This is a genomic window from Rhodococcus sp. NPDC055112, from assembly GCF_053607505.1.
The window spans coordinates 1-15,468 of sequence record NZ_JBSGTR010000090.1 but is presented as its reverse complement, the minus strand read 5'-3'; the positions used below and the strand labels follow the sequence as shown (position 1 = coordinate 15,468).

Annotated in this window: 14 protein-coding genes; 4 read left to right on the top strand and 10 right to left on the bottom strand. The window is 69.4% G+C overall.

Translation table 11 applies throughout. From position 1 onward, the window contains the following. Positions 1 to 23: 23 nt before the first annotated feature. Positions 24 to 2,078, bottom strand: coding sequence for a neutral/alkaline ceramidase (locus ACWFRB_RS25205; RefSeq protein WP_452643956.1), 2,055 nt, complete (start codon positions 2,076 to 2,078; stop codon positions 24 to 26). Between the two features lie 154 nt (positions 2,079 to 2,232). Then, positions 2,233 to 2,739 (bottom strand): MarR family winged helix-turn-helix transcriptional regulator, encoded by a 507-nt coding sequence (locus ACWFRB_RS25200; RefSeq protein WP_452643955.1) that lies wholly within the window; start codon positions 2,737 to 2,739, stop codon positions 2,233 to 2,235. Positions 2,740 to 2,896: 157 nt separating this feature from the next. On the opposite strand from ACWFRB_RS25200, the gene ACWFRB_RS25195 reads away from it, so the two are divergent. Continuing rightward, the gene (locus ACWFRB_RS25195) at positions 2,897 to 4,114 is read left to right on the top strand and encodes an MFS transporter (RefSeq protein ID WP_452643954.1); all 1,218 of its coding nucleotides are present in this window, start codon (positions 2,897 to 2,899) and stop codon (positions 4,112 to 4,114) included. 32 nt (positions 4,115 to 4,146) lie between these two features. Here ACWFRB_RS25195 and ACWFRB_RS25190 read toward each other — a convergent pair whose 3' ends face one another. Further along, positions 4,147 to 4,842: an acetoacetate decarboxylase family protein gene (locus tag ACWFRB_RS25190; protein WP_452643957.1), complete on the bottom strand. Its 696-nt coding sequence runs from the start codon at positions 4,840 to 4,842 to the stop codon at positions 4,147 to 4,149. Between the two features lie 47 nt (positions 4,843 to 4,889). Then, complete coding sequence (locus ACWFRB_RS25185; protein ID WP_452643953.1) at positions 4,890 to 5,735, bottom strand: SDR family oxidoreductase; 846 nt, start codon at positions 5,733 to 5,735, stop codon at positions 4,890 to 4,892. 135 nt (positions 5,736 to 5,870) lie between these two features. Here ACWFRB_RS25185 and ACWFRB_RS25180 point away from each other — a divergent pair, with 135 nt between their 5' ends. Beyond that, entirely contained in the window at positions 5,871 to 7,043 is a 1,173-nt protein-coding gene (locus tag ACWFRB_RS25180; protein WP_452643952.1) for a cytochrome P450, read from the top strand. A 26-nt stretch (positions 7,044 to 7,069) separates the two neighbouring features. Here ACWFRB_RS25180 and ACWFRB_RS25175 read toward each other — a convergent pair whose 3' ends face one another. The 6 genes from ACWFRB_RS25175 to ACWFRB_RS25150 form a co-directional block, all read right to left on the bottom strand. Next, positions 7,070 to 7,576, bottom strand: coding sequence for a nuclear transport factor 2 family protein (locus tag ACWFRB_RS25175; protein WP_452643951.1), 507 nt, complete (start codon positions 7,574 to 7,576; stop codon positions 7,070 to 7,072). Positions 7,577 to 7,691: 115 nt separating this feature from the next. Then, positions 7,692 to 8,822, bottom strand: a complete 1,131-nt coding sequence (locus ACWFRB_RS25170) for an acyl-CoA dehydrogenase family protein (RefSeq protein WP_452643950.1) — start codon at positions 8,820 to 8,822, stop codon at positions 7,692 to 7,694. Beyond that, on the bottom strand, positions 8,819 to 9,775 hold the full coding sequence (locus tag ACWFRB_RS25165; RefSeq protein ID WP_452643949.1) for an acyl-CoA dehydrogenase family protein: 957 nt from the start codon (positions 9,773 to 9,775) through the stop codon (positions 8,819 to 8,821). The genes ACWFRB_RS25170 and ACWFRB_RS25165 overlap by 4 nt, the downstream gene beginning before the upstream one ends. Next, positions 9,772 to 10,935: an acyl-CoA dehydrogenase family protein gene (locus ACWFRB_RS25160; protein ID WP_452643948.1), complete on the bottom strand. Its 1,164-nt coding sequence runs from the start codon at positions 10,933 to 10,935 to the stop codon at positions 9,772 to 9,774. The genes ACWFRB_RS25165 and ACWFRB_RS25160 overlap by 4 nt, the downstream gene beginning before the upstream one ends. After that, positions 10,935 to 11,813 (bottom strand): enoyl-CoA hydratase, encoded by an 879-nt coding sequence (locus ACWFRB_RS25155; protein WP_452643947.1) that lies wholly within the window; start codon positions 11,811 to 11,813, stop codon positions 10,935 to 10,937. The genes ACWFRB_RS25160 and ACWFRB_RS25155 overlap by 1 nt, the downstream gene beginning before the upstream one ends. Then, positions 11,810 to 13,363 carry a FadD3 family acyl-CoA ligase gene (locus ACWFRB_RS25150; protein ID WP_452643946.1) on the bottom strand — a complete coding sequence of 518 codons (1,554 nt, stop codon included), beginning with the start codon at positions 13,361 to 13,363 and terminating at the stop codon, positions 11,810 to 11,812. Before ACWFRB_RS25150 ends, ACWFRB_RS25155 begins: the two co-directional genes overlap by 4 nt. Before the next feature lie 45 nt (positions 13,364 to 13,408). Here ACWFRB_RS25150 and ACWFRB_RS25145 point away from each other — a divergent pair, with 45 nt between their 5' ends. Together ACWFRB_RS25145 and ACWFRB_RS25140 are read left to right on the top strand one after the other, a co-directional pair. Continuing rightward, a complete protein-coding gene (locus ACWFRB_RS25145; protein WP_097214294.1) occupies positions 13,409 to 14,614 on the top strand; it encodes an acyl-CoA dehydrogenase family protein in 1,206 nt (401 codons plus the stop codon). Beyond that, positions 14,611 to 15,420, top strand: coding sequence for an SDR family oxidoreductase (locus ACWFRB_RS25140; protein ID WP_452643945.1), 810 nt, complete (start codon positions 14,611 to 14,613; stop codon positions 15,418 to 15,420). Before ACWFRB_RS25145 ends, ACWFRB_RS25140 begins: the two co-directional genes overlap by 4 nt. The last annotated feature ends 48 nt before the right edge of the window (positions 15,421 to 15,468 follow it).

Genomic DNA, 15,468 nt, shown 5'->3' with positions numbered 1-15,468 from the left:
GCTTCGAGGCGGGCGAGCGCGTGTCAGACGGTGAACTCCGCGGAGGTGCCAGTGAACTCGGAGATCTTGCCGTCGCGGGCCTTCTGGTCGCCGAAGTGCTGGATCCGGTAGCGACCGGCGGGCGTGCCCTCCGGTACGTCCCAGGTGATCCGGGCGACGGAGGCGTTCGAACCCTCACGCCGCCAGTGGTACTTGGTGGACCAGTCGCCGTCGTCGGCATGCCGCACCCAGCGTCCGCCCTCCTGGCGCTGTACCTCCAGGAAGGTCGCACCGTGGCGGAGATTGTTCTTCGGGTGGCCGGTCACGAACTCGGCGACCACCTGCTCGCCTGCCGCGGCCCGCGGCTTCGGCTGGACCAGGACGTCACCGAACGCGCGTCCCGGCGTGGGTTCGTCGAAGGTGACGCCCGCGACAAAGTTCGGCTGGAACCCCGACATGTCGCGGGGTGCCGGTCCGCGCGGGACCTCGCCTCCGGTGCGGAGGGCGACCGCGAGCTGCGCGTAGCCTTGCTGGTAGGCGGGAAGGGTGTTGCGGCCGAACAGGGTCGAGCCGCCCTCGTACTGCTGGGAGTCGTACTCCTCGGGCGTCGTGCAGTAGCTCGAGTAGGCGTTCGCATAACCCTGGAAGATCACGTTCTCCAGTGGCACGCCGAGTTCCTCGGCGACGGTACGCCGGATCCGGAGGCCGGAGACGATCGTGTACTCCGCGGGTCCGCCGACCACGTAGATGTCGCCGATCCGGATGATCTGGATCTTCAGCACGTGGGGCACCCAGCCGTCCGGCGGGAGCAGGCCGACGGGGACCAGGACGATTTTGGGTGCCTGGGCGTCGGCCAGCCAGTTCGGCCACGTGGTGTTCATCCCGCCGAGCGCATCGACCAGCGGGTTGGGAGAGCCCTCGGGGAAAATCGGGAGCGCGGGGCCGTCCTCGGTGCTGCCCGCGCTCATCGCGGCGCCGACGCAGGCGGGCGAGGTGCGACGCTGCTGTCCGTCGGGGGTGAAGCGGCCGTCGACGACCTGGTTGGCCATGTCGAGGTACATCACCCGGCTGTCGACGGTGGTCGAGGTCATCGGGTCGGCGTCGGCAAAGGCCTTGCGGGCTGCGGCGACCTGGCGCTCGCCGATTATCCGGGTGTTCTCGAACTCGTCATCGGTCGGGCCCTTGCCGGGCTTGAGGTGCAGGTTGGGCGACATGTCGCCGGAGTTGGTCTGCGGGAAGGACGCAACGAAGTCGGGGCTGCCGTCCAGGTAGCGGACGCCCGCGATGTCGTGCTCCCAGAAGTACGCCGCGGCGCCCTTGTTGTCGCCCGAGACGAGGTGGTTCTCGTTTGTCAGCGACGCGCCATGGGTGGCGAACCAGTTGATGGCGCCGATGTCCTTGCCGCCCTGAGTGATCCGCAGGGTTCGCATTGACGTATCGATCCCGAGCGGATAGTAGTCCTTGTCGCGTTGCGGATTCCGGTCGAAGGCCACGCGCGACCGGTTGACGCTGGCGTCGGTGAGCTCGCTGCGGCCGTAGGCGATGGAGCCGGGGGCAAGGGTCTTGTGTGCGGCGGTGATCGCCTCGACGATGCCGTTGACCTCGGAGTCGAAGACCTGCTGCTGGAATCCCATGATCGCCAGGTTGTAGGCGTAGTCGTGCGACGCCCCGCCGCAGGCCGCGTGTGAGTGCACGGCGGTCAGCATCACGTTGCGCTCGGTGTACGTGTCGCCGAAGGCATCGTGCAGCCGGCGGAGGACGGCGTCGTGCACGGACTGGAAGATCATGCAGGTGTCGGCGCAGACGAAGACGGCCCGGGAGTCGTCGGCGCCGGCGAATATGTAGGCGCGCGCGCGGGTGCGCTGATGGAGCCCCTCGGTGCGCTGCTCAAAACTCGAATAGCCCATCATGCCGTTCTCGGCGACGGGGCCGGTCACGTCGGACAGGCCGACACCGACGCGGAAGCCGCCCTTGGCGGGCGCGGTTCGCGCGTGTTCGGTGGTGCGCGGCGCGGCTGTGGCGCGGCCGGCGCCGAGGGCGGCCAGCGCCGGAGTGGCAGCGACTCCTGCGAGCACGCTACGTCGACTGATCGAGACCACTGGGATCCTTTCGGGGGAAGCGGGCACCGTGTTGGTCAAGTGTCCAGGCGACAGCTCACACCACGGCGGCCCCGTTGGCAAGGGCTTTCGGCGGAGTTGTCTTCCTCGGTTTTCCGGTGGTGTCAGGTCTCGGTGTCGAGGGGGCGGGCACGGATCATTCGATGGCGGTGTCGCCGAGCGACTCGAGGACGCGCCGGAGCCCGTCGGCGGTCTCGTCGACGATGTCCCGATCAACGTCGGCCAGCAGTCGCGCGTAGTTCGCGAAGTGGTCGACGATCACGGCTCGCCCCAGTTCCTGTCCGCGCTCGGTGAGCCGGATCTTGACGGTGCGCCGGTCGTCGCCGTCCCGTACGCGTTCGACCAGTCCCTTGGCCTCCATCCGGTCGGTGCGGTTGGTGATCGCGCCGGAGGTCACCATCGAGGCCTTGATGAAGGCGCCCGCGGTGAGTGCGTACGGCGGCCCCGATCGCTGCAGGGTGACCAGAACGTCGAACTCGCCTGCCTCGAGGCCATGTTGAGCGGCGGTGGCCTTGGCCGACTTGTCCACCAGCCGCGTCAGTCGCTGGGCTCGCGCGAGCAGTTGGACCGGCCAGAAGTCGTCGACCAGGTCGGGGCGCTCGGTCGCCCACTGGTCGAGGATCGCGTCCACCGCGTCGCTCATGTCGCTCCCTCCAGAATTTATCTCAACATAAAGATACTTGACGCAAAGAGAGCCGTCTGTTTTTATCTCAACGTTAAGAGAATCAAGGTTGAGCGATGTTGGCGGCGATGTCGTGGCAGCCACCCGAAGCGCCCGCCCTCGAACCCAGGAGCCGGTCATGACACAGCTCACCCGCGCACTACCCGACGAGTCCCGCACCGCTGGGCCGCACCAGATCTCAGCGCTCTGGCTTGCGCTGCTGGCGAGTCCGATCGCCGCGAGCGCCAACAGTCCGGTCCTGATCCTTCCGGAGATGGCCGATTCGTTCGGGGTCTCAACGGCGACGGTGACCTGGCTCGTCACCGTCTTCGCCTGGGCGATGGCGGTCGGGACCCCGCTGATGGCCACCCTGCTCCGCCGCCGCGGACCGCGCCTGACGCTCGGGGTGGGTGGCGCCCTGATCGTGGCGGGCACCGCGCTCGTCGCGGTCGCGCCCTGGCTGCCGCTGGCGATGGCAGGCCGCGCGGCTCAGGCGGTCGGGGGCGCGGGGCTGGTGACCGTGGCGATGACCCTCGCGGGCACGGCACGCCGGATGGGGGCGATCACCGCGGGCTTCGGAATCCTCGGGGCGATGGGGCCGCTGGTCGGCTCGCTGATCACGGAGGCGGCATCCTGGCGCGCGGCGCTCGCGATCTCGCTCGTCGCGCTGCTGGCCATTCCGGCGGTGATTCGGCGCCGCCAGGACGCCGTCCCCGAAGCCACCGCGCCGTTCGATGGCCGGGGCGCCGTCCTTCTCGTGTCCGCGGTGTCCGCCCTCGTCCTCGTGCCCCGCTACCCGGCCCCTGCGGTGGCCGCCGCGATCGTGATGGGGGCCGTGCTCGCGGCCCATATCCGCAGGCGCCCCTACGGCTTCGTGCCCACCGCGCTGCTGCGCAGCCCGGTGTTCGTCGGCTCGACCCTTCTCGCGTGCGCAATCGCGACGTCGTATTTCGCGCTGCTGTTCACGATCCCGCAGCTGCTGCGGGATCGGACCGAATGGTCAACGGCCGAAATCGGTGCCGGACAGCTCGTGGCCCTGCTGACCGGCTCCGCGCTGTCACTCGTGCTGGCCGCCGCGGCGGTGCGGATCGGCCGTTCCCGGGTCCTCACCGTGCTGATCATCGCCGCGGTACTGGCGCCGCTCACCGCGGCCATGACCCCGTGGGCGCCGCTGCTCCTGGTGGCGGCAACCCTGGCGGTCTTTGCCACCACCGCCGGTCAGGCCACGCTGGCGGTCTACGCCACCGCTGCCGCGCCGGAGTCCCAGCGCCCCACCACGATCGGTCTGTTCAATCTCTGCTACCAGCTCGGTGGGGCCTTCGGCCCGGCGATCGCGGCCCTGATCGTCCTGGGCTGACCGACGTCGGTTTGTGCCGGTCGGTGGGCCCTTCACACCACCCGCGCGTCTCCGAAGGTCATCTTCAGATCGGGAATCGACGAGGTGAACAGTGCGCGGCGCGGCAGGCCGAGCGAGCGCAGCTCGTCGGCGATGGGATGGGTGCCCAACGTCAGGTCCGCACCACCGAGCCGGGAGCGGACGCCGGATGGGTTCATGTCCCACTGGGTGTGCCTGGTGACTCCGTCGAGATGCGAATAGGCCTCCACCGCGGCGCCCGCTCCCGAGCCGGGTACTGCGAGGCCCGGTTTGATGCGCAGCTCGGCGATGAGCTTGCCGTCCTGGCTGACCGACGCCCGCTTGGCCGGGCTCGCGTGATCGGCATCGAACTCCGCCAGCATCTTGGGGAATCCCCAGATCCCGCGACCGGCGGCCATCGTGAACTCGCCGTCGACGGGCAGCTGATGGATCAGCGCGCCCGCCTTGCCCGTCGCCAGTGACCTGAGGTCCGAGACGACGGAGGTCTTGCCGGTGTCGCGATGGTTGCGGACCATGAAGCAGACACCGAACTCGTTGTAGGGACCCAGGTCTCCGTCCACGTAGTCGACGAACACCAGCACGCACAGTCCGCGACCGGGGCGATAGCGGAGGATCTCCAGCCCGGTGTGCTCGATCAGCGCCTGGGCGGGGGCGGTCGGGACCGAGTACATGGCCATGAACGCCGTCGCCTGCCGGATCTGCACCGGCATCTCGACGCGCTTGCCGAGGACCTCATGGGAGGTGGCGCGGGGGGAGGTCACTGCGTCACCACGCCGCGCAGGCCGTCGACGCCGTAGACCTGCTCGAGCATCGAGCTGAAATCGGGTCCGCGGCGCAGCATCTGGCCGCCGTCGACGTTGATGATCTGGCCGGTGATCCAGGTGGACTCGTCGCCGAGCAGGAACCGGGCCAGCGCCGCGATGTCCTCCGGTTCGCCGATGCGGGGCAGGGGAGTACACGCCTGGTAGTCCTCGAGCAGCGGCCCGCCCTCGGTGATGAGGGCGACCAGATCGGTGCGGGTGAGTCCGGGCCGGATGCAGTTCACCCTGACGTTGCTGGCACCCAGCTCGTCGGCGCCGAGCTGGACGAGATGGTCGACGCCGGACTTCGAGACGCCGTACGCGCCGAACCAGCGGTGGGTGTTGCTGCTCGCGATGGAGGAGATCGCGACGAACGATCCGCCCCCGCCGCGGACCAGCTCGCGGGCGGAGTGCTTGAGCGTGAGCATCGTGCCGGTGATGTTGAGTTCCACGGTGCGGCGCCAGGCATCGACATCGATCTGGGTCACCGGGGCGATGGTCTCGTTGCCGCCCGCGCAGGCCACCACCCCGTCGAGGCGACCGGTCACCGCCGCGGCGGCCGCGACCGCGTCGACAACCGCGTCCTCGTCGGTGACATCGGCGGCGTGATGGGTGATCGATCCGTCGTGCGCGGGCGTGACCGACGCGGCCGCCTTGATCAGCTTCTCCTCGGTGCGTCCGCAGATGGTCACGTGGGCGCCGGAACCGGCCAGCAGGGAGGCGACGCCGAGGCCGATTCCGCTGCCGCCTCCCGTCACCAGGATCGACTTGCCCCGCACAGCGCCCGTGCCGTTCGCGTCCACCGCGACTCCCTCCGTTGTGCAACCTGTTCTACCACCGCCACGGCGATTTGGATATGCGATCCCGCAGGCAGGAATAGGCTCGATTCACCCGGTGCGAGCAGGTTCGGAGAACGGCTGAGCGAGGGAGTGGATGGCATGCGACCCGACATCGAACTGGTGGATGGACGGTTCTATGCGGGTGATCGCGGCGACCCGCGGGAGGCCTACGCCTGGATGCGCGCCAACGAGCCGGTGTTCCGGGACCGAGACGGCACACCGGGCGCCGCGAGCTATGCCGCGGTGATCGACGCCGAGCGGGACGCGGGCCTGTTCTCCAACGCCGGGGGGATTCGGCCGGAGGTGGGGCCGCTGCCGCACATGATCGACATGGACGACCCCGAGCATCTGCACCGGCGCAAGCTGGTCAACGCCGGCTTCACCCGGAAGCAGGTCGAGGCCAAGATCGGCGGCATCGGACGGATCTGCGACGAGCTGATCGACGCGGTGATCGACAGGGGCGAGTGCGATTTCGTCCGGGATCTCGCCGCGCCGCTGCCGATGGCGGTGATCGGCGACATGCTCGGCGTCAGGCCCAAGGAACGGGAGATGTTCCTGCGGTGGAGCGACGACCTGGTGGAGGCCCAGGGCAGCAATGCCTCCGAGGAGATGCTGTCGAAGATGATGGCGGCGTACGTGTCCTTCGTCGAGTTCACCATGCGCACGATCGAACAGCGCCGCCGCGAACCGACAGAGGACCTGACCAGCGTGCTGGTGCACGCCGAGATCGACGGCCGCCGGCTCACGGACGAGGACATCGTGGCCGAGACCCTGCTGATCCTGGTCGGCGGTGACGAGACCACCCGTCACGTGCTCAGCGGCGGCATGGAGCAGCTGATGCGCCACACCGAGCAGCGGGACCAGCTCGTCGCCGACCGATCTCTGATCCCGCAGGCGCTCGAGGAGATGGTGCGCTGGGTGTCACCGGTGAAGAACATGTGCCGCACAGTGACCCGCGACGTGGAGTTCCACGGCACGCGGCTGCGCGCGGGCGAGAAGATGCTGCTGCTGTTCGAGTCCGCGAACTTCGACGAGTCGGTGTTCGAGAATCCGGCGCGGTTCGAGGCTTCCCGGAATCCGAATCCTCACGTGGCCTTCGGTTTCGGGTCCCACTTCTGCCTGGGCAACCAGCTGGCCCGACTCGAGGGCAGGCTGATGTTCGAGCGGTTGCTCGAGCGGATCCCGAACATGGAACTGGCGAGCGACCTGCCGCTACCGCGCCGGCCGGCGAACTTCGTGACCGGCCTCGAGAAGATGCCGGTCCGCTGGTAGTCGGCGTTCGATGAGCCGGTCCCGGGTCAGGAGCTCGCCGCCGGGGGAGTGGCCCACATGTGCGAGAGGAACTGGAAGCTCGGGACGTCGTCGAGGGAGATGATCGACTCGTAGATCCGCTCGTACGAGGTCTCCGCGATCCGCCAGCGCCCGTCGTCGTCACGGTGATACCGGTCGGTGTAGTAGCCGGCGCCGCGGATCAGCCTGTTGGCGGCGGGCACGATCACCGTGTCCTCGAAGTTCCACGAGCCGGAGGCGTCCGATCCGTCGACCGAGATCTCCGGATGGTTGGCGATGTGCACTGTCGTGATCGCCGGACCGAGCGCTTCGCGCATGAACCCGGCGACGGCGTCACGGCCATGGAAGACGAGCGGTTCGGCGAGCGCGTGCGTGCCGTAGTGCGCGACGATGCCCTCGGAGAGGGTGTCCGCGAACTCGTCCCACCGCTTCAGGTCCAGCGCGCGGAAATACCGGTACTTGAGCTGCCGGAGGTCCTCGAGCGAGCTGAGGTCTTCGAGCGATCGGGGCGCCATGCGCGGAGCTTCTCACAGTCGATCCCGCGAGGTTCGGAATTCGGACGATATCGTCCCGACATGCAGAAGGCCGGCCCGGGGAATCCGGGCCGGCCTTCGAGCTCACTGCTTGGGATCAGGCGGGCAGGCCCGCGGCCGACTCCAGCGACTTCAGGTACCCGCGCGGCTGGCCGAAGAGCTGGGCGCTGCCGTGTGCGCGCTTGAAGTACAGCTGGGCGTCGTGCTCCCAGGTGATCGCGATGCCGCCGTGCAGCTGGATGCTGTCCGCAGCGACCGACTGCAGGGCCTCCGAGCAGTACACCTTGGCAACCGCGGCATCCGTTGCCGCGGTCGGTGCGCCGTCGACGAGCGAGCGGACCGCGCCGTAGGACGCCGAACGGGCCGTCTCCACGAGGAAGTACAGGTCCGCCATCCGGTGCTTGAGGGCCTGGAAGCTGCCGATCGGACGACCGAACTGCACGCGGGACTTGCTGTACTCGACGGTGAGGTCGAGCGACTGCGCGGCCGCACCGATCTGCTCGGCGGACAGTGCGACGCAGGCGATCTCGCGCACCCGCTCCAGGGCCGCCGAGCCGTCTGCGGTGAGCAGACGAGCAGAGGCGCCGTCGAACTCCACGACCGACAGGGTCCGGGTCGGGTCCATCGTCGGCAGCCTGCGGCGGCTGACCGACTCCTGTGCGGGATCGACCTCGAACAGCGCCACGGCGCCGTCGATCGCGGCGGCGACGACGAGCACGTCCGCGTACGAGCCGTCCAGCACGAAGTGGCTCGCGCCGGCGAGCGAGTACCCGTCACCGGTCGCCGTGGCCACCACGTCGACCGACTCGGTGTCCCAGCTGCCGTCGGCGCCGGTCCAGCACAGCGCCGCGACGGCGGTGCCCTCCGCGATCCCGGGCAGCAGTCGCTCGCAGGCCTCGGTGTCGCCGCTGGCCAGGATCGCCTGCGCGCCGAGCACCACCGAACCGAGCATCGGTGTCGGGGCGAGCGTGCGGCCGAGTTCCTCGAGCACCAGGTGCGTCTCGACCGCCGACGCGCCGATGCCGCCGAACTCCTCGGGGATCGCGAGCGCGGCGACGCCGACCTGCTGGCAGAGCATCTCCCACAGCGCGGTGTCGTAGCCCTGCTCGGTCTCCGTGGCGCGGCGGACCGCACCGGGATCGGAGTGCTTGGCGAGCAGCGCCCGCACGGTCTTGCGGAGCTCGAGCTGCTCCTCGTCGAATGCGCCTACCGCCGCCACCTGGCTCACAGCGCCTCCATCACTCGGGCGCGGTGCACCGACGGGGTGCCCCACGCGGTCAGCAGTGCCCGGGTCTTGGTCAGCCACAGGGACAGGTCGTGTTCCTGGGTGTACCCGATGGCGCCGTGCACCTGCAGTGCGATCCGCGATGCGCGGTACGCGGCGTCGCCACACGCGACCTTGGCCGCGGAGATGTCGCGCCGGGCGTCGGCCGAGCCGTCCCGAACCGACAGTGCGGCGCCGTGCAGCAGCGGGCGCGCCATCTCGAGGCCGATCGCGACGTTCGCCAGGTGGTGCTTGATCGACTGCTGGCTGCCGATGGCCTTGCCGAACTGCTTGCGCTGCTTGGCGTATTCGGTGCTGATCTCGAGCATGGTGCGGCCGAGTCCGAGCAGCTGGGCGGCGGTGGCGAGCGCGCCCATGTCGAAGGCGCGCTCGGTATCCGCGTTGCCGAGCGTCTCGGCGGCGGTGACGGAGAACAGCTTCCTGGCCTGGTCGACGGACCCGTGCTGCTCGCCGACGGTGGCGGTGGACACCGAGTCTCCCTGCGCGAGCAGGGTCAGCTCGACGGCGTTCGCGTCGACGGCGAACGGCACCCGCGGCGGGGCCGCGACGGTGGCCAGCGCGCCCTCGGCGAGCGCGGACAGCCGGTCCGGCGCCGCGCCCGCGAGCAGTACCGGTGCGACGGCGATGGTCTCGGCGACCGGACCCGGCACAGCGTGCCTGCCCAGCTGCTCGACCGCGACGACCAGGTCGATGGCGTCCGCGCCGAGGCCGTCGTGCGCCTCGTCGATGATCAGGCCGTTGACGCCGGTCTCGGCCAGGCGCTGCCACACCTTGAGGCCGGGCGCGGTGTCACCCGCGTTCCATGACCGGATCACGGCGGGCATGTCGGACTTGGCGAGCAGCGAGTCGATGCTGTCCGCGAAGTCGGTGTGGGAGGAGTCGAGTGCGAATCTCATCGGTCCGCCTTAGGTAGGCCGAGCAGCCGCTCGGCGATGACATTCTTCTGGATCTCGTTGGTGCCGGCGTAGATCGGACCGGAGAGGGAGAACAGGTAGCCGTCCGTCCACGCGGTGTCGGCGAGCTCGGCCTCGGGGCCGAGCAGGTCGAGCGCGGTCTCGTGGGTGGCCACGTCCCACTCGGACCAGAACACCTTGTTGATGGAGGACTCGGCGCCGAGCTGGCCGCCGTTAGCGAGCCGGGTGACGGTGCCCCACGTGCTCAGCTCGTAGGCGCGCGACCCGATCCACGCGTCGACGACGCGGTCGCGCAGCGCGGTGTCCGACTGCTCGCCGTTCGCCTTCCACAGCTGCACGAGCCGGTCGGTGGCGGCGAGGAAGCGGCCGGGGGAGCGCAGCGACAGGCCACGCTCGTTGCTCGCGGTGCTCATCGCGACCCGCCAGCCCTCGTTCACGGTGCCGATCACGCCGGACTCCGCGGGGTTCGCCGGGTCGTCGGGCACGAAGACGTCCTCGAGGAACACCTCGGCGAAGCCGGGCAGGCCGTCGAGCTGGTCGATCGGACGGACGGTGACGCCCTTCGACCGCAGGTCGAACATGTAGTATGTGATGCCCTTGTGGCGCTGGGCCTCCGGGTCGGACCGGAACAGGCCGAATCCCCAGTCCGCGAACGCGGCGCGGGAGCTCCAGGTCTTCTGACCGTTGAGCAGCCAGCCGCCGTCGACCTTGGTGGCGGTGGCGCGCAGGCTGGCCAGGTCGGAGCCGGACTCGGGCTCGGACCAGGCCTGGGCCCAGATGTCGTCGGCGCGGGCCATCCGCGGCATGATCCGCGCCAGCTGCTCGGGCTTGGCATGCTCGAAGAGCGTGGGTGCCAGCAGGAAGATGCCGTTCTGGGAGACCCGACCGGGCGCGCCGGAGCGGTAGTACTCCTCCTCGAAGATGACCCACTGCTCGAGGGTGGCGTCGCGGCCGCCGTACTCGGCCGGCCAGGACACCACCGACAGGCGCGCGTCCGCGAGGGTGCGCTCCCACTGCCGGTGTGCCTCGAAGCCCTCCGCCGTGTCCATGTGCGGCAGCGGCTCGGCGGGGACGTTCGCCTTGAGGAACGCGCGCACTTCGTCGCGGAATGCGACTGTGGCGTCGTCGAATTCGAGATCCACTATTCTTCTCCAGCCTTCTTCATCGCCGCGGCTGCGCCGCGCTTCATTGCTGTGGCGTCCATGCCGCCGAGGGGGCCCAAGCCGACCTCGGCATTGTGTGCGTGCGCGAAATGGTGCAGCCCGAACACGGAATCCATGCCCGCGCGGATACCCATCAGGTCCTCGCACTGGTTGACTGCCCTCTTGGTCAGGGCCAGGCCGAACTGCGGCATCGCGGCGATCTTGTCCGCCATCTCGATCGCGGTCGCCTCGAGGTCGGCGCGGGGGACCACCCGGCTGACCATGCCCCACTCGTACGCCCGCTGGGCGGAGAAGCGGTCGCCGGTGTAGAGGATCTCCTTCGCGCCGCGGGTGCCGAGCACCCACGGGTGTGCGAAGTACTCGACGCCGGGAATGCCCATCCGGACAACGGGATCGGCGAAGAAGGCGTCGTCGGAGGCGACGATCAGGTCGCAGACCCAGGACAGCATCAGCCCGCCGGCGATGCAGGCGCCCTGGACCATCGCAATGGTCGGCTTCGGCAGCTCGCGCCACCGACGGCACATCCCGAGGTAGACCTCCATCTCGCGGGCGTACCGCTGGTCACCGCCGGGCTTGTCCACGTGGTCCCACCACATGACGGCCTTGTTGTCGTAGGACACGTGGTGGTCGCGGCCGGGCGTGCCGATGTCATGGCCTGCGCTGAAGTGATCGCCGTTGCCCGCCAGCACGATCGCGCCCACCTCGGGGTCCTCGACGGCACGCAGGAAGGCGGCGTCGAGGGCGTAGGTCATCACCGAGTTCTGGGCGTTGCGGTAGCCGGGGCGGTTCATGGTCACGATCGCGACCCGTCCGCGCACCTCATAGGTGACGACGTCACCCTCGTCGGGCACACTCACGACTTGCCCTCCCGGAGATCGTTCTTGAGGACCTTGCCGGACGGGTTGCGCGGGAGCGATCCGACGACGAGGACCGAGCGCGGGATCTTGAAGTTGGCCAGGTGCTCCTTGCAGAACGCGAGCACGTCCTCGGCGGTGATGGTGCGGCCGGGCTTGGCGACGACATAGGCGCGGCCGACCTCGCCCATCCGCTCGTCCGGCACCCCGATGACGGCCGACTCGGCGAGCGCGTCGATCCGGGCGAGGGTGTTCTCGATCTCGGCGGGATAGACGTTGAAGCCGCCCGAGATGTACATGTCCTTGAGCCGGTCGGTGATGTCGATGTAGCCGCGCTCGTCCATGACGCCGACATCGCCGGTGTGCAGCCAGCCGTCCTTGTCGATGGTCGCCGCGGTGGCCTCCGCGTCGTCGAGGTATCCCAGCATGATGTTGTCGCCGCGGACCAGGATCTCGCCGTGGTCGCCGATCCGGACCTCCATGCCGGGCACGGCCCGACCGGAGGTGGTCGAGACGGTGACCGGGTCGTCGTCGGTGCGGCACATGGTCACCACGACGGCCTCGGTCTGGCCGTACGCGGTGAGTACCGCGTCGTAGCTCAGCTCGGACTGGAGCCGCTCGACCAGGGTGACGGGAACGGCCGCGGCGCCTGTGATGGCGACGCGCAGGCTCGACAGGTCGTAGTCGTCGCGGGTGGGGAAGTCGAGGATCGACTGATGGATCGTCGGGGCGCCGGGGAGGATGCTGATCTTCTCCTCGGCGATCTTCGCCATGACCTTGGGGACGTCGAAGATCGCCATCGGGACGATGGTCGCGCCGTTGAGGATGCAGACCAGGAAGCCCGCCTTGTACCCAAAGGTGTGGAAGAACGGGTTGATGATCAGGTAGCGGTCTGCCGCCGTCACCTCCGCGCATTCGCCCCAGGCCCGCGCGACGCCGATCGTCTGCCGGTGCGCGGTCATCACGCCCTTGCTCTTGCCGGTGGTCCCGGAGGTGAACAGGATGTCCGCGAGGTCGTCGGGGCCGACAGCCTGCGCGCGGGCGTCCGCCTGCTCGGCAGGGACCGTTTCGGCGAGCGCGTCGAGCTCGCTCCAGTCGATCACGCCCTCGATCGGGTCCGCGGCGTCGAACGGGATCCGGATCACGGTGTGCAGGCCGTCGAGGTCGCCAGGAGCCGCGGCCTTGGCCAGTTCGGCGAAGCGGTCGGTGCCGAGGAAGGGGCCGACCACGAAGAGGCCCGCGGCCTTGGTCCGGACGATGAGGTCGAGCGTCTCGCTGCCGGTGTAGCGGGTGTTGATCGGGACGACCACGGCGCCCGCGTAGTGCGCGGCGAGTGCGGCGATCACCCAGTGGTGGGTGTTCGGCGACCAGATCGCGATCCGATCGCCGGGCTCGATGCCGCGGGCGATCAGTGCCCTTGCCGTGGTCCGGACGCGGTCGAGGAGGTCCGCGTAGCTGATCCGGACCTCGCCGTCGGCGATGGCCTCGGCATCCCCGAACTCGCGAGCCGCCCTCGCGAGGGCCGCGGGGGTGGTATTCACATCACTGGTCACTGGACTCCTCTACAAAGCAAGTGCTTGGTAGGTTATCCTACCGGGGTGGATGTAAGCCAGGGGCTGGGGACAGCCAAAGACGACGAGCAGTTCGCCGCGACCGTCCGTGAGTGGTTGGCCGACAATCTCACCGGTGAGTTCGCCGGTCTGCGTGGGCTCGGCGGACCCGGACGTGAGCACGAGGCCTTCGAGGAGCGACTCGCGTGGGACCGCCATCTGGCGGCCGCCGGGTGGACCTGCCTGGGCTGGCCGACCGAGTACGGCGGCAAGGGCGCGACGCTGAGCCAGCAGGTGATCTTCCATGAGGAGTACGCACGCTCGGGCGCACCCGCGCGGGTGAGCCACCTCGGTGAGGAGCTGCTCGGGCCGACGCTGATCGCGTTCGGTACCGAGGAGCAGAAGCGGCGCTTCTTGCCCGGCATCAACACGGTCTCCGAACTGTGGTGCCAGGGCTACTCCGAGCCGGGCGCGGGCTCCGACCTCGCGGCGGTCTCCACCTCGGCGCGCCTCGACGGCGACCAGTGGCGGATCAACGGGCAGAAGGTGTGGACGTCGCTCGCGCACGTCGCGCAGTGGTGCTTCGTGGTCGCGCGGACCGAGCCAGGCTCGCAGCGCCACAAGGGCCTGTCCTACCTCCTTGTGCCGATGGACCAGCCGGGCATAGAGGTGCGGCCGATCCTGCAGCTCACCGGCACCTCTGAGTTCAATGAGGTGTTCTTCGACGACGCCCGCACCGACGCCGACCTGGTGGTCGGCGAGGTCGGCCAGGGCTGGTCGGTCGCGATGGGCACCCTCACCTTCGAGCGCGGCATCTCCACGCTCGGCCAGCAGGTCGGCTTCGCCAAGGAACTGTCGGAGATCGTCGAGCTCGCCGAGCGCAACGGCGCGGCGTCCGACCCCGTCATCAAGGACAAGCTCACCCGCGCCTGGATGGGCCTGCAGGTGATGCGCGCGCACGCCATGCGCACCCTGTCCGCGGTCGACGCCAGCGCACAGGGCGGCGAGGCCTCGGTGGCCAAGCTGTTGTGGGCCAACTGGCACCGCGGTCTCGGTGAGCTCGCGATGGAGGTCGCAGGCGCGGACTCGCTGCTGGCGGGCAACGGGCCGTTCGGCGCGGACGCCGACCTGAGCGACCAGCAGCGGCTGTTCCTGTTCAGCCGGGCCGACACCATCTACGGCGGCTCGAACGAAATCCAACGAAACATCATCGCCGAGCGGGTGCTCGGACTTCCCCGAGAGGCTCGACCGTGACCACTTCCCTCAAGTCCCCCCTGGCAGTCGCCCCCGCCGAGATCGAGGGCCACAACCTGCTCAAGGGCAAGAAGGTCGTCGTGACCGCCGCCGCAGGCACCGGGATCGGCTTCGCCACCGCGCGCCGGGCGCTGCTCGAGGGCGCCGACGTGCTGGTCTCGGACTTCCACGAGCGTCGCCTCGGCGAGACCGTGGAGAAGCTGTCGGCCGAGTTCGGTGGCCAGCAGGTCGAGTCGTTCGTCTGCGACGTCTCGAGCACCGAGCAGGTCGACGCACTGATCGCCGGCTCCGCCGAGAAGCTCGGCCGCATCGACGTCCTGGTCAACAACGCGGGCCTCGGCGGCGAGACGCCGGTCGTGGATATGACCGACGAGCAGTGGGATCGCGTCCTCGACATCACGCTGACGAGCACCTTCCGCGCCACCCGCGCGGCGCTGCGCTACTTCAAGTCGGTCGAGCACAACGGCGTCCTGGTCAACAACGCCTCCGTGCTCGGCTGGCGCGCGCAGCACTCGCAGGCGCACTACGCCGCGGCCAAGGCAGGCGTCATGGCGCTGACCCGCTGCAGCGCGATCGAGGCCGCCGAGTACGGCGTCCGCATCAACGCCGTCGCGCCGTCCATCGCCCGCCACGCGTTCCTGGCGAAGGTGACCAGCGAGGAACTGCTCGACAAGCTGGCCGAGGGTGAGGCCTTCGGTCGCGCTGCCGAGGTGTGGGAGATCGCCGCGACCATCGCGATGCTCGCCAGCGACTACACGACGTACCTCACCGGCGAGATCATCTCCATCTCCAGCCAGCGCGCCTAGGCGGCTCCGCCGCCCGTGCGTGGTTGACGAGTGTCAGGACTCGTCAAC

What these genes read in the sequence shown, in the direction of transcription:
- ACWFRB_RS25200 (WP_452643955.1), bottom strand. Translation starts at nt 2,739, where the DNA reads ATGAGCGACGCGGTGGACGCGATCCTCGACCAGTGGGCGACCGAGCGC.
- ACWFRB_RS25190 (WP_452643957.1), bottom strand. Translation starts at nt 4,842, where the DNA reads ATGCCGGTGCAGATCCGGCAGGCGACGGCGTTCATGGCCATGTACTCG.
- ACWFRB_RS25195 (WP_452643954.1), top strand. Translation starts at nt 2,897, where the DNA reads ATGACACAGCTCACCCGCGCACTACCCGACGAGTCCCGCACCGCTGGG.
- ACWFRB_RS25165 (WP_452643949.1), bottom strand. Translation starts at nt 9,775, where the DNA reads ATGAGATTCGCACTCGACTCCTCCCACACCGACTTCGCGGACAGCATC.
- ACWFRB_RS25175 (WP_452643951.1), bottom strand. Translation starts at nt 7,576, where the DNA reads ATGGCGCCCCGATCGCTCGAAGACCTCAGCTCGCTCGAGGACCTCCGG.
- ACWFRB_RS25180 (WP_452643952.1), top strand. Translation starts at nt 5,871, where the DNA reads ATGCGACCCGACATCGAACTGGTGGATGGACGGTTCTATGCGGGTGAT.